Origin of the sequence: Citrobacter sp. Cf125 (assembly GCF_030333935.1) — a bacterium.
Taxonomy (GTDB): Bacteria; Pseudomonadota; Gammaproteobacteria; order Enterobacterales; family Enterobacteriaceae; genus Citrobacter; species Citrobacter freundii.
Window position 1 is genome coordinate 1,151,909 of the sequence record NZ_JAOWEY010000022.1, and the last position, 14,153, is coordinate 1,166,061.

Here is a 14,153-nt window from a genome sequence, read left to right on the forward strand (position 1 = left end):
CGTGTGTCATCCCCGCGTCATCAGAAGAACAGTGACGGATCGCCCGCCCGTTTGGTCAGGCGACCGTTTGCCATAATGCCCATGGTTTCCAGCCAGCGTTCAAACTCCGGCGACGGGCGCAGGTTCAGCAACTGGCGCACGGTCGCGGTGTCGTGGAAGGCGGTGGTCTGGTAGTTGAGCATGATGTCGTCACCGAGCGGCATGCCCATGATGTAGTTGCAGCCAGCGGTGGCGAGCAGAATCATCAGGTTTTCATTGAGGTTCTGGTCAGCATCAGCATGGTTGGTGTAACAGCAGTCGCAGCCCATTGAGATGCCGCTCAGCTTGCCCATGAAGTGATCTTCTAAGCCCGCGCGAATAATCTGACGGTCGTTGTATAGATATTCCGGCCCGATAAAGCCCACCACGGTGTTCACCAGGAACGGATCGTAGTGACGCGCCAGCCCGTAGTTACGCGCTTCCATCGTCACCTGATCGGCACCAAAGTTAGCGCCAGCGGAGAGCGCAGACCCTTGCCCGGTTTCAAAGTACAGGCAGTTTTCCCCGGCGATACGGTTGAATTCAGCACCCACTGCACGCGCTTCATCCAGCATGGCCAGCTCAACGCCAAACTCTTTTAAGCCTTTTTCGCTACCGCAGATACTCTGGAAAATCAGCCCGCCCGGCGCACCGCGACGAATCGCTTCAATCTGGGTGGTGACGTGCGCCAGTACGCAGCCCTGGGTCGGAATATTGAACTTGTCGATAACGCCATACACGGTATCGAGCACACGGCTTAAGTTTTCCACGTCATCCGTGACCGGGTTGACACCGATCACCGCATCGCCCGCACCGAAAGACAGTCCTTCATAGATTTGCGCCGCAATACTCTGTACATCGTCACGGGTATCGTTCGGCTGCAAACGGCAGCTAAAGGTGCCCGGTAAACCGATGGTGGTGTTCGCCTTTTTGATCACCGGCATTTTCTTACCGCCGTAGATCAGGTCCGCGTTAGAGCAGATTTTTGCTACCGCAGCGACCACTTCCGACGTTAACCCTTTACGCGTAAACGCAATATCATCAACAGAGGTTTCATCGCTCAGCACGTACTCGCGCAGCTCGCTGATACTCCAGTTTTTGATGCGGTTATAGGCCGTTTCGTTGACGTCATCCTGAATCAGACGCGTCACGCAGTCCTCTTCATAGGAAATCACCGGGTTATTACGGATATCCGCTACCGTCATTTCCGACAGCACCTGCTTGGCCGCCACGCGTTCCTGCGAACTGGTTGCAGCGACACCTGCCAGCACATCCCCCGAACGCAGTTCGTTGGCTTTTGCCAGCACCTCTTTAACATCCTTAAACTGATAAACATTGCCGAACAATGTGGTCTTTAGTTTCATAAGTCGTTCCCTCAGGAAGGAAATGCGAGTGATTTCACCGTCACCGGCACAACCGATCCGCCAAAAAGAGGCGTACCAATGTCGATATAGTCCCCCGCCCGGACAACCACCTCATCGATGACCGCCAGCGGGTGTTGCTGTAACTGTGGGCGTAACAGCATGCCCAAGGCTTTACCAAAATCCTGCTCGGCTACCACCAGCAGGGGATGCGGATTCGGATAGCGCGCGACAAAGGCCAGCAACGCATCAATCACCGTTAACAGCGCGGCGTAGCGCACCGGCAGAGAAGCGGGCAGCGCCAACACGTAGGCGTCCGTTTGCGGGTCCAGATCGAGCTGCATTAGTGCCTGTTGCCAGGCGGCCACCAGATCAGCCTCATCAACCGGAATCGCCACCGGCAGATTGCGCAGCGGAAGCGCCACACCTTCCAGCCAGATAGTGCTGCCCGAAAGCGACAGCGTATGCGCACCGGCGCCAATCACTGTGGCGCGCACGGTTTGCGCCGGGAACTGCACGTTCATCTCACGCAGGCGCGGATGTTCATGCAGCGCCGTCGCTAACAGCGGCCCAATGTCGGAAAAACAGAACGGATCGGCAGGTTGGTTGCGGTAGCACTCGCCCACCCCGCCGGACAACGTAATCACTTCCGGCTTCACGCCCGCCGGTAACAGAGCGGTTTGCATCAGCGCCTGTGCCAGCGGTGAAAGCGTGCCGTCAATCACCTCCACAATCAGCGCCGCCATCCGTCGGGCCACCTGAACAAGCTGCGCCGCATTGAGGGTTCGGGCATCAGTGCCTGGACCAAATACGTCATCCACAATCATTTGTCCCGGCTGATGCGCATGCACCACGCGCCCCTGACCGTCCGTTTCCAGTAGCCGTCCGCCGACGTTCAGACAGGCCGATCCGCTGACTTTTCCGGCATCGAACAGAACGTAGTTCGACGTACCGCCGCCGATGTCGATATTCAGTACGCGGCACAACTTCTGCTCGGACAGGGTTTGTGCCCCCGCACCGTGACCGGCAATCACTGATTCCAGATGCGGACCGGCACTGGCAACCACGAAATCCCCCAGCGACTGGGAGAGCGCCATCACCGCCGGGCGCGCGTTGCGCGTTTTGGCACTTTCCCCGGTAATGATGATCGCGCCGGAATCAACCGTTTCCGGCGCAATGCCCGCCGCCTGATACTGGGCGAGGATCAGTGCTTTCAGTTCGGCCTCTTTCAACCCGCCCTGCTTATCAACGGGGGTAAAGAACACCGGGCTTTGCCAGCTAATTTCGCGTTTGATGAATTCGTAGCGCGGCACCTGCGACACTGCCGCACGGTTGACCAGCTCAAGGCGTGAGAAGATCACCTGAGTGGTGGTGGTGCCGATATCGATACCGACGCTGAGTAGCTGGCGAGTATTCACGATTGCGCCTCCGGATTGGTTTCTGCTGGTGCCGGAACATCTTCGTCTTTCGGTACTAACAGCATAGCCACGCCAATCGCCGTCACGCCGCCGATCAGCTTGCCGACAATCATCGGGAAGATCATGGCGTTCATGTTGGCAGCGGCGAAACCTAAGTGGTCACCCAGAGCGAAGGCCGCGGAAACCGCAAAAGCGCAGTTGATCACTTTGCCGCGGGTATCCATGTTTTTCATCATGCCGAACATTGGGATGTTGTTGGCAAGCGTTGCCACCATACCCGCAGCCGCAATGTTATTGACTTTTAACAGGTTGCCGACGCTCATCAGCGGTTTTTCAAACCAGCGGGTCAGCAGCAGCACCATCGGGTAGGCACCCAGCAGCACACAGGAGATAGAACCGATAACTTCGATGGCGCGCATCACTTCACCCGGCTTGTCGCCTGGCGCCAAGAAAATAGGATCAAGACCTGGGATCAGCTCCCAGCCGAGCAGGAACTTGATGACTGCCGCAGCCAGACCGAGGGTGATCAGCGCTACCAGGAACTTGGCGAAGATCTGGAAACCGTTGATCATTTTTTCCGGGATGAATTTCAGTCCCAGCGCCACCAGCACGGCTACGATCAGCACCGGGATCATGTTCATCAGGATCAACGCAAAGGTGAACTCCACCGGCTGACCGTTGATTTCCACACCGGAGTACATCGCGACCAGACCACCCGCAATACAGCCAATCGGAATGGTGACAATACCGGCCAGCACGCCCAGCGCCAGATAACGACGGTCAGACGGTTCAATAATTCCCAGCGCAACCGGAATGGAGAACACCAGCGTCGGCCCCATCATCGCGCCGAGAATCAGGCCAGAGTACAACCACGCCGCCACATCGCCGCCCGCCAGTTCTTTCGCCAGGAAGAAGCCGCCCATATCGCACGCCAGCAGCGTTCCGGCAAACATCGACGGGTTCGCGCCCAGCATTTCATACAGCGGAATAATTACCGGCCCGAGCACATGCGCCAGTACTGGCGCCAGCGCGGTCATACCGACCATCGCCAGACCCAGCGCGCCCATTGCCATAAAGCCTTCTTCAAACTGACCGCCCGATCCCTCAATACTCTTACCGAACTTACCGAGGAAGCGCGCCGAACCGCCGAACTGCGACAGGATCCTGTCCACGGCGGCAATCAGCATAAAGAACATCATGATGTACATGATGATTTCGTTAATTCCCATAGCCCCTACTCCCTGTCATTTGTGATTTGTAGGCCGGATAAGACGTTTACGTCGCCTCCGGCATTAACGCCGTGTTATTGCCGGATGGCGGTGCGAGCACCTTATCCGGCCTACAGGCATTACCCGGCAGCCGCGTACAGGTCGATAATCTGTTCCTGCGTGGCGGTGCGTGGGTTACTGCGAATACAAATATCCTCCAGCGCGGCGTGTGCCCATGCGCTGTAATGTTCGGGTTTTGCTCCAACGTCTGAGAGCCGTTTGGTCTGGCCCACTTCGCTAATCAACTCGCTGACCGCGTTGATAGCATCACGATCGTCCGATTTCTTGTTGGTTAACGCGCGTCCGATATGGCTGAAGCGCTCACGACACACCATGCGGTTGAACCCCATTACCGTAGGAAGCAGCATGGCGTTAGCCTGTCCGTGTGGGATATGCAACGTCGCTCCCGGCTGGTGCGCCATCGCATGGCACAGGCCCAGCCCTGCGCTGGAAAACGCCATCCCGGCCATACAGGAAGCCAGCAGCATGCTTTCGCGCGCCGCCAGATCCTGACCGTAGCCGACGGCCTTCGGCAGCGATTTACCTATCATCGCAATCGCGCCAATCGCCAGACTGTCGGTAAACGGCGTCGCGTTCAGCGCGCTATACGCTTCAACGGCGTGCGTCAGTGCATCAATCCCGGTCATCGCCGTTACATGTGCAGGCACGCCTTCCGTCAATGCAGCGTCCAGGATCGCCACATCCGGCATCAGGGTTGCGTGGGCCAGCACTTTTTTGAGTCCAGTCGCGGCGTCGATTATTACCGTGACGTTGGTGGTTTCTGAGCCCGTTCCGGCGGTAGTCGGTACGGCAATCAGCGGCAGACGTGGGCGTAACGCGCTGCGCTCGTCCATGTCTGCCAGCGTCTGAGTGGGGTTGGTCACCAGCAACGCCACTGCCTTGGCGGCATCGAGTACGGAGCCACCGCCGAAGGCCACAACGCCATCGCACTTCGATTCACGCAATTGCGCGACCGCCGCGCAGACGTCCGTAATGCACGGTTCGCCCACCGGACATGGCCACAGCGTCATCGCCACGCCTTTCATCGCCAGACTGCGTTCCAGCGCGGCGGTCATCCCCGCCTGATGCAGGAAGCTGTCCACCATGACGAACATATGCGTCAATCCGCGCGTTTGTGCTTCCTGTCCGCAGGTACTGAGCGCTCCCAGCCCACAAAGGGTGACCGGTGGAACGCTAAACGTTTTTACGCGTTGCAGATTCAGGGTATCGAATGCCTGAAAGAGCGCGGTCTGCAATTCAGCTTGCATAGATTCCTTCCGCTTTTTCTTTTCCGCTGTTGGCAATCGCCAGCGGGGTCATAAACAGGCTGTGCTGGGGTAAATGCACCTGCAGTTCCGGGAAACGCTTACGGAACAGCTCATCAACGCCCGGCTGCATGCAGGAACCACCGGCCAGCCATAAATCGGTAACGCCCTGACCCGCAATATGATGGGCGACGATTTCCGCCATTTTTTCGTAAACAGGCTTCACCACCGGCCAGATTTCTTTGCCATTGCTACGCTTGTACTGCTCGGCTTCTTCTAACTGGATACGACGGTTCCCGGCCAGCGTCAGAGAGATATGATGCCCACCGGTTGCTTCATCAGCGGAGTAGGTCACCTTGCCTTGTTTAACGATCGCAATCCCGGTAGTGCCACCACCAATATCCACCACGCCGGCGTTATCGAGCTGCAACAGATCCGCCACCGCTGTCGGTTCGTCGAGCACATGGCTCACTTCAAGCCCGGCAGACTCCAGCACGTTAATAGAGATGCGAGGGTCAGTTCCCGGTGGAAATGAGGTTGCCGCATGGGTAAAGCGGCAACCCAGCTGTTGTTCGAGCGTATCGAGATGGCGACGAACGATGGTCACCGCACCAAAGAAATCCCAGACGATGCCATCGCGCACGACATCGGCCCAGTCCAGGCAAACCGCGACCGGCTGTCCGTCACTGTCCACAACCATCGACACCACATCACACGTTCCCAAATCAATGCCCAACCACAGCGGTGAATCGCTCTTTGTGGGCGTCTGGTTACATAGCGTTGCCGCTTTTAGCAGTCTGGGTGTCAACCAACGTTGTTCGTCGTGCGCCATCTCATTTACTCCTTATACAATTCTGAAGGCGTCTACCAACACACAGCGACGCAGACGCACAAACGTACGCGCACTGGTCACCCCTTCCCCGGTTGGTGTGGTAATGGTCATCGTGGTCCAGCCTTCACCGCCCAGTCCAAGACCGGCAATGCACGGTCCGTTCTTAACGAAGATGCTGGTATCAATGGCGTTTGCCATACGGTTCATGTTGTCGATATTGCGCGAGTGCATCGCCGCCGTATGGTGGCAACCACCTTCAAGCTTGACCGCCAGTTCAATGGCTTCATCGACGTTAGCGACCCGCACGACTGGTAGAACCGGCATCATCAGTTCGGTGACGGCAAACGGATGCGTCGCGGAGGTTTCGACGAATAACAGACGGGTTTGCTCCGGTACGTTCAGACCAATCGCCGCAGCGATTTTGCCTGCGTCACGACCAACCCAGTCACGACTGACCGTGCCTTTACCGCGCTCATCAATATTTTTCAGCAGCACCGGCTGCAGCTGTTCGGCCTGGGCCGTGGTGAGTTTCACCGCATGCTGGCTTTCCATCAGACGCATCAGTTCATCAGCGACGCTATCGACCACGATCAGCACTTTTTCGTCAGCGCAGATGATGTTGTTGTCAAACGATGCGCCTTTGACTACCGACTGCGCCGCGCGTGCCAGGTCAGCCGTTTCATCAACCACCACCGGCGGATTACCTGCGCCAGCGGCAATCAAACGTTTGTTGGTGTGCTTACGCGCGGCATCTACTACGGCTTCACCACCGGTCACCACCAGCAGGCCGATACCTGGGTACTTGAACAGACGTTGGGCAGTCTCGATATCAGGGTTGGCAACTGTCACCAACAGGTTTGCCGGACCACCTGCGGCAACTACCGCCTGGTTAAGCAGAGTGATAGCGCGCTGAGAGACTTTTTTCGCCGCCGGATGCGGTGCGAAAACCACGCTGTTACCAGCGGCAATCAGGCTGATGGCGTTGTTAATGACGGTCGCGGCCGGGTTGGTAGATGGGGTTACCGAGGCCACCACGCCCCACGGCGCGTTTTCAATCAGCGTCAGACCGTTATCGCCGGTCAGAACCTGTGGAGACAAGCATTCCACACCCGGCGTGCCGCGCGCCTGCGCCACGTTTTTGGCAAATTTATCTTCGACGCGTCCCATGCCGGTTTCAGTGACGGCAAGTTCCGCTAATTCTCTGGCGTGCTTTTCGCCCGCCTCACGTAGCGCCGTGATAGCCAGTTGGCGCATGGCGACGCTTTTCAGCCCCTGCTGGGCCAGTTTTGCTGCCGCCACTGCGTCATCCAGGGAGGCAAAAACGCCCATTTCTTGAACGGCACTGACGGGTTGGCTGCTGTCTTTCATTTTCAGCAGTACCGCTTTCACGACCTGTTCAATATCCTGTTGATTCATGATTTTCTGCCTTATTTATGGAAGATCACCTGACCACCTGCCACCACTTCATCGACAATGCCAATCACGCACAGATCGACAGGCGATGATTCATTCCGGTGCGCCTGACGGGCGGAGCTTCCGCTGACCAGCAGCACCCACTCTCCGGTTCCCGCCCCGATGCTGTCGATAGCAACAGCACATTGCCCGTCGGGATTTCCCTGGGCGTCAATCATTTCCACCATCAGCAACTTGTCGTGCGCGAGCCCCTGATGGCGTACGGTACAAACAATTTGTCCTGTAACGATTGCCAGTTTCATACGCGCCTCCGTGGCATATTTCAGGTAAAACCTCCCCCTACCCTCCGCAGAAGGTAATGTGAAAAGGAGAGAAGGTGACGCCAGCAATGAAGTCTGTGGCGTCACATGGACGACTTACATGTCGTTGCTGTCGCCTTTAAAGCTGATCGGGAACACTTCTTCCAGATCGCCGTGCGGACGCGGGATCACGTGCACTGAAACCAGCTCGCCAATACGCTGTGCTGCCGCTGCACCTGCGTCCGTTGCAGCTTTACATGCCGCTACGTCGCCACGGACCATGGCAGTGACCAGACCGCCACCGATCTGCTTCACGCCAACCAGTTTCACGCGTGCCGCTTTAACCATTGCGTCAGAAGCCTCAATCAGTGCAACCAGGCCCCGGGTTTCAATCATTCCTAATGCTTCCATTGTGTTTTCCTCTCATTAAGGGGTCCTGAACGGGACCTTATACAACCAGTGTGTGCGAGGCGTTTTCACGACTCATGTCAGTCTGGCGCGGCACTGCTGCCACCAACGCCAGTTCGATAATTTCCTGTACGCTACAGCCACGAGAGAGATCATGAAGCGGTGCGGCAAGCCCCTGAATCAATGGCCCTACTGCGCGATACCCTCCCAGGCGCTGAGCGATTTTGTAGCCAATATTGCCCGCCTCCAGCGATGGGAAGACCATCACATTGGCATTGCCCTTTAACGGACTTGCGGGCGCTTTTTGCGCAGCGACATCCGGAACAAAGGCAGCATCAAATTGCAGTTCACCGTCCACGGTAAGCTGCGGGGCACGCTCACGAACGATCTCGGTCGCCTGCTGCACGTTAGCGACGTTAGGATGGCGAGCACTGCCATTACTTGAAAACGACAGCATGGCCACGCGCGGCTCTTCACCTGTGATCGCCTTCCAGGTTTCAGCGCTGGCGATGGCGATATCCGCCAGCTGTGCAGCAGTGGGCTGCGGCACAACGCTACAGTCTGCAAATCCTAATGACGGCCCGAGATACTGCGGCAGCATCAGGAAAATTGACGACAGCGTTTTGCAACCAGGCTGTAATCCGATAATGCGCAACCCTGCACGCAGCACGTTTGCCGTTGATGACAGGTTGCCCGCAATACACACATCGGCTTTACCGGCACTGACCATCGCGGCGGCAAACATCAGCGGATCGTTGAGCTTCTCCCGCGCATCCGGCGGCGTTTTTTCACCCGCCGTTGCCCGCCAGCGCAGGGCAAACTCTTCACGCATCTGTACATTGCTTTGTGGATCAATAACCTGAATACCGTCCATGGCTACGCGATGGCTGAGCGCAAACTGGCGTAGCGCAAACGGGCTGGCGACGAGAATGGGGCGTGCCAGACCGTGCTGATGCAGGTAATTCGCCGCCTTCAGCACCCGGACATCCAGCGCATCCGGGAACACTACTCGTGCAGGTGAGCGTTGGGCGAGTTGACGAGCACGTTCAATGATCATTGCTTCTCCCCCAGTCTCTGTTGAATTTGACTAACCGTCAGCGGATGCTTTGCAACACTCAGAATCATCATCACGTAGACCGTACTGGAAAGGCGGTTGAGCGCCTGCATAATGTCCGGTCGTATAACCTCAAAACTGCGAGTGATGAATACCTGGGCCGCCACCGTCTCCGTTTCACGGACTTTGGTACGCAGCAGATTAAGCAGCGCGCAATCACGTCCATGGCTGGCTTCAGGCACCAGATGGTCGTGGTCCAGATAGCGCAGCGGTTGATGCGAAAGACGGTGTAAATCTTCGTCACTTAAACCCACGACAGCTTGTGCTGCCAGCGGCTCATCCATGGCGTCTGCGCGCATAATATTGCCCAGGCGCGAGCGGATATCCGCCAGCCACGGCTGCCACGGTTCTGCCATCTCAATCTGCAACCACACGGCCAGGGCGATGGTGCTGTCCAGCGCGGCGCGAAATCCCAGCCGAGGGTCACTTTTGGCGACCATCTTGTCCGCCGTCAGATGCGTCAGGGTGTCCGGTTTCTTCGCCACCGGTTGATGGCACAGTTCGCAGCTGGCCTGTGGATGCGTATCACTGCTGGTTAACCCATGCACCGGCTGCGGCTGCTGTTCTTCGTCATCAATAAACAGGCTGCCCTGCTCGTCAATAAACTTAATGCGCAGATGTCGGCTTTCCAGTAATTCCCGGGCAGACGGCGTCAGGCGAGCGTCAGCGGGGAGATGAATTTCAGCCCCTTCGCTGAGCGTATGATTCGCTCTGAGCCATGCTTCGGTAATGAAATCCTTCATACATCCGCCTTAGCAGGACTGCCAGTTCGCAGGCCAGGCCACATACAGAAACTTCACCGTCGATGGCGTACCAAATTCAATGCTGGAGCCTTTCGGGATAAACATCACGTCCCCGGCTTTTGCAATCATGGTTTCGCCTTCGTGGCGAACATGCAGCTCTCCTTCCAGAATCATGTCGATTTCGTCGTAGTTCAGCGTCCATGGGAAAAAGGCGTTATCCCACTGCATAAACCCGGCGGCCATGCTGCTACCGTCCTGGTCGGTCACCAGATCGGTTAAGCCCACGCAGTGCGGCTGCGCGCCGTCAAAACGACCAAACTTCACGCTGCTGCCGTCGATGACTTTCACACCGCCTTTGCCGGTCACCGAGTTAAAGCTCGGCTGCATTCCGCCCTGCTCCAGCGACTGCTTTTCCTTCATGACTTTGTCCATCAACTGCGCGACCAGGCTTTCGGTAAACTGCCCTTCCGGTAACTGCGCAATGATGGTTTCGCGAATGCGCTGGCTTTCCGTTTTGCCATCAGTCACCGCAGCCGGAGCAGCAGCGACGGCTCCTGGCGCGGATTCATCGCATTCACTGATGGTAACGCCCAGCAGCTCCGCAACTTCGCGCGCCTCCGGGGTGATGATGCTGGCGCGCAGAACAACCGACATTTCCTGTTCGCCGCGTGCGTGGGCCGCACGAATATCGTTAGCTGTGATGAGTTTTTTCACCTGCCCTTTCCTCCTTTTGGCTGAGCTCAGTCAGATAATCCACCAGGTGCTGCACACTGCGCGGGTCATGGCTATTGAGCTCAAAAATCGGCTCCTGAAACCCCATCCCGCGAAGTAGTTGTCGCGTTGCGGCGACGTCGGCATCCGGCATGTCCGTTTTACTGATAACGGCGATTTGTCGTTTACTGGCACCGATATCCAACAGCCCGGCAGGTAAGCGACTTTCTTTATCATTTGCCGCGTGTATATAAATCAACGTATCAACATCCTGCAGCGTGGTAATTAAGGCGTGATACCAGCGCGGATGGCTAAAATATTCCCCTGGCGTATCGATATCGCCATTTTCATTAAACTCCACGGCCTGTGTTTTTCTGGCGAGGGAATAATTCCCCTGTAGCGCATTAAAGAGCGTTGTTTTCCCCGCCCCCACCGTACCGACAAACGCAATACGTTTCATCGCCGCCTCTGATTAACTTTTTGTCAGGTTGCACAAAGTGAAATTTAATAATCGACCCAGACCGCTTACCGTCTGTAATAACGCTTCTTCTACTGCGCCTACCGAGCCGTAGATCACCAGTGCGCCGCTGAATCTATCGAGAAAACCGATATGTACATCCGCCGCCTTCATGGCTAAGTCACCGGCAATCATCGCGGTTTCGCCTGGCGTCAGCGTCATGATGCCGATAGCGCCCGCTTCGGGAACGCCGATCTTTTTCGCTAATTCCTCGCCGGGGTGCGCAATGAGATGCGCCAGCGTGACCTGTTTCCCCGGCACAAACTCCTGAATAATGCGTTCTTTTTCCATTGCTCACCGCCTCCGCTAAAACTGCCCTTATCGTGGCAATTTTTTGTCAGAGTAAATAACAAAATTCGGCAACCAGGTTTAAAAGGTGAAGTAGATCACTAAGAAAGGGAAAATAAAAAGGCGCGAGAGAAACCCGCGCCGGAAATTAATTAAAGTGAAATTACAGCGGCTGCGTTTGGGCTTCTACAACCGCCAGCGCCACCATATTAACGATACGACGAACAGAGGCGATCGGCGTTAATACATGAACAGGTTTCGCAACCCCCATCAGCACCGGGCCAACCGTTACGCCTTCAGAACTGGAAACGCGTAGTAAGTTGTAACTAATACGGGCCGCTTCCATATTCGGCATCACCAGAATATTAGCTGAGCCTTTCAGCGGACTGTCCGGCATGCGGTCATTACGGATACTTTCCACCAGCGCGGCATCGCCGTGCATTTCGCCGTCAATCATCAACTCTGGCGCGCGCGCCTTAATCAGCTCCAGCGCTTCGCGCATTTTGCTGGCCGACGGGCAGTCAGAGGAACCAAAGTTGGAGTGCGACAGCAACGCCACCTTCGGTTCAATACCAAAGCGACGCACAGTCTCTGCCGCCATCACGGCGATTTCCGCCAGTTGCTCAGGCGTAGGATCGTCGTTGACGTAAGTATCGGCGATAAAAGTGTTACCGCTTGGCAGCAGCAAGGCGTTCATCGCCCCGGCAGTATGCACGCCGTCACGATGACCAAACACCTCTTTCACCACGCTGAAGTGCTCATGGTAGTCACCAATCGTACCGCAGATCATCGCATCCGCTTCGCCACGCTGCACCATGATTGCACCGATCACCGTGGTATTAGCAATCACCGCCCTCTGCGCCTGCTCCTGGGTGATCCCACGGCGCTTCATGATCTGATAATACTCACTCCAGTACTCTTTAAAGCGCGGATCGGATTCGTTGTTGACGATCTCAAAATCGACGCCCGCTTTGATCTGCAGCCCCAGTTTCTGGATACGCATTTCAATAACGCTCGGACGACCGATCAGGATTGGTTTTGCCAGCCCTAAAGTAATCAGCTCCTGGGTAGCATGCAGTACGCGCGCTTCTTCCCCTTCCGTCAGCACCACACGCTTCGGCGCTTTGCGTGCCAGGGAGAAAATTGGCTTCATGAACAGGTTGGTTTTGTAGACGAATTCAGTCAGCTTATCGATGTAAGCGTCAAAGTCGGCAATAGGACGCGTTGCCACACCAGAGTCCATCGCTGCTTTCGCCACAGCAGGGGCGATTTTGACGATCAGACGCGGGTCGAACGGTTTCGGAATGATGTATTCCGGGCCGAAGCTCAGGTCCTGATCGCCATAAGCAGAGGCCACCACTTCACTCTGCTCGGCATGCGCCAGCTCAGCAATGGCGTGCACCGCCGCGAGTTTCATCTCTTCGTTGATGGCCGTTGCACCGACATCCAGCGCGCCGCGGAAGATGAACGGGAAGCACAGGACGTTGTTAACCTGGTTCGGGTAGTCTGAACGACCAGTACAAATGATGGCGTCGGAACGCACCTCTTTTGCCAACGGCGGCAGGATTTCCGGTTCTGGGTTAGCGAGTGCCAGAATCATTGGCGCACGCGCCATCTTCTTAACCATTTCCTGCGTCAGCACTTTCGGACCGGAGCAACCGAGGAAAATGTCTGCGCCATCAATCACGTCGTCCAGCGTACGCTTACCGTCATCCACCACCGCGTAGGCCGCTTTGGTTTCGGCCATATTCGGTTCACGATCTTTATAAATCACGCCTTTGGAGTCGCAGACCACAATGTTGTGTTTCTGCATGCCCAGCGCCACTAGCAGGTTCATACAGGCAATCGCCGCCGCCCCTGCGCCAGACACCACCATGCGCACATCAGAGATATTTTTCTCAACCACCCGCAGACCGTTCAGAATTGCGGCAGTACTGATGATTGCCGTACCGTGCTGGTCATCGTGGAAGACCGGAATATTCATGCGTTCGCGCAGTTTTTGCTCAATGTAGAAGCACTCCGGCGCTTTGATATCTTCGAGGTTGATACCGCCAAACGTGGGTTCCAGGGCCGCAACCACATTGATAAATTTATCCGGATCGAGTTCATCGACTTCAATGTCGAACACGTCGATCCCGGCGAATTTCTTGAACAGAACGCCTTTACCTTCCATCACCGGTTTGCCGGCCAGTGCGCCAATATTGCCCAGGCCCAGCACCGCCGTACCGTTGGAAATAACCGCAACCAGGTTGCCGCGCGCGGTGTATTTGTAGGCTGCCAGCGGGTCCTTTTCAATTTCAAGACACGGTGCAGCCACGCCCGGCGAGTAGGCCAGCGCCAGGTCGCGCTGCGTTGCCAGAGGCTTGGTCGGAGAAACCTGGATTTTACCGGGTACCGGAAATTCGTGGAAATCGAGGGCGCTTTGTTTTAACTGGTCATCCATCTTGTTGTTCCTTTCACGTATCTATCAAAAAAGTGGCGCGGGTAACCATTCTACT

General features: G+C 56.4%; 14 protein-coding genes. All 14 read right to left on the reverse strand.

Annotated features, from left to right (window positions below; translation table 11 throughout):
• Positions 1 to 20: 20 nt before the first annotated feature.
• Positions 21 to 1,382: an ethanolamine ammonia-lyase subunit alpha gene (gene eutB, locus OGV89_RS09820; protein ID WP_003038029.1), complete on the reverse strand. Its 1,362-nt coding sequence runs from the start codon at positions 1,380 to 1,382 to the stop codon at positions 21 to 23.
• A gap of 11 nt (positions 1,383 to 1,393) precedes the next feature.
• Positions 1,394 to 2,797, reverse strand: coding sequence for an ethanolamine ammonia-lyase reactivating factor EutA (gene eutA / locus OGV89_RS09825; protein WP_003038026.1), 1,404 nt, complete (start codon positions 2,795 to 2,797; stop codon positions 1,394 to 1,396).
• On the reverse strand, positions 2,794 to 4,026 hold the full coding sequence (gene eutH / locus OGV89_RS09830; RefSeq protein ID WP_286558555.1) for an ethanolamine utilization protein EutH: 1,233 nt from the start codon (positions 4,024 to 4,026) through the stop codon (positions 2,794 to 2,796). The genes eutA and eutH overlap by 4 nt, the downstream gene beginning before the upstream one ends.
• A gap of 119 nt (positions 4,027 to 4,145) precedes the next feature.
• A complete protein-coding gene (eutG, locus tag OGV89_RS09835; protein WP_003038020.1) occupies positions 4,146 to 5,333 on the reverse strand; it encodes an ethanolamine utilization ethanol dehydrogenase EutG in 1,188 nt (395 codons plus the stop codon).
• The gene (eutJ, locus tag OGV89_RS09840; protein ID WP_003838530.1) at positions 5,323 to 6,162 is read right to left on the reverse strand and encodes an ethanolamine utilization protein EutJ; all 840 of its coding nucleotides are present in this window, start codon (positions 6,160 to 6,162) and stop codon (positions 5,323 to 5,325) included. The genes eutG and eutJ overlap by 11 nt, the downstream gene beginning before the upstream one ends.
• Before the next feature lie 12 nt (positions 6,163 to 6,174).
• Complete coding sequence (locus tag OGV89_RS09845; protein ID WP_003038014.1) at positions 6,175 to 7,578, reverse strand: aldehyde dehydrogenase family protein; 1,404 nt, start codon at positions 7,576 to 7,578, stop codon at positions 6,175 to 6,177.
• A gap of 11 nt (positions 7,579 to 7,589) precedes the next feature.
• The gene (eutN, locus tag OGV89_RS09850; protein WP_003038011.1) at positions 7,590 to 7,877 is read right to left on the reverse strand and encodes an ethanolamine utilization microcompartment protein EutN; all 288 of its coding nucleotides are present in this window, start codon (positions 7,875 to 7,877) and stop codon (positions 7,590 to 7,592) included.
• Between the two features lie 114 nt (positions 7,878 to 7,991).
• Entirely contained in the window at positions 7,992 to 8,285 is a 294-nt protein-coding gene (eutM, locus tag OGV89_RS09855) for an ethanolamine utilization microcompartment protein EutM (protein ID WP_003835054.1), read from the reverse strand.
• 37 nt (positions 8,286 to 8,322) lie between these two features.
• A complete protein-coding gene (gene pta / locus OGV89_RS09860; protein ID WP_003847257.1) occupies positions 8,323 to 9,339 on the reverse strand; it encodes a phosphate acetyltransferase in 1,017 nt (338 codons plus the stop codon).
• On the reverse strand, positions 9,336 to 10,139 hold the full coding sequence (gene eutT, locus OGV89_RS09865) for an ethanolamine utilization cob(I)yrinic acid a,c-diamide adenosyltransferase EutT (protein ID WP_003838524.1): 804 nt from the start codon (positions 10,137 to 10,139) through the stop codon (positions 9,336 to 9,338). The genes pta and eutT overlap by 4 nt, the downstream gene beginning before the upstream one ends.
• Positions 10,140 to 10,148: 9 nt before the next feature.
• The gene (eutQ, locus tag OGV89_RS09870) at positions 10,149 to 10,853 is read right to left on the reverse strand and encodes an ethanolamine utilization acetate kinase EutQ (RefSeq protein WP_003847253.1); all 705 of its coding nucleotides are present in this window, start codon (positions 10,851 to 10,853) and stop codon (positions 10,149 to 10,151) included.
• A complete protein-coding gene (gene eutP / locus OGV89_RS09875; protein WP_003037998.1) occupies positions 10,831 to 11,310 on the reverse strand; it encodes an ethanolamine utilization acetate kinase EutP in 480 nt (159 codons plus the stop codon). Before eutP ends, eutQ begins: the two co-directional genes overlap by 23 nt.
• A 12-nt stretch (positions 11,311 to 11,322) precedes the next feature.
• Positions 11,323 to 11,658: an ethanolamine utilization microcompartment protein EutS gene (eutS, locus tag OGV89_RS09880; RefSeq protein WP_003037995.1), complete on the reverse strand. Its 336-nt coding sequence runs from the start codon at positions 11,656 to 11,658 to the stop codon at positions 11,323 to 11,325.
• 160 nt (positions 11,659 to 11,818) lie between these two features.
• A complete protein-coding gene (gene maeB / locus OGV89_RS09885; protein ID WP_003838520.1) occupies positions 11,819 to 14,098 on the reverse strand; it encodes an NADP-dependent oxaloacetate-decarboxylating malate dehydrogenase in 2,280 nt (759 codons plus the stop codon).
• Positions 14,099 to 14,153: the final 55 nt, after the last annotated feature.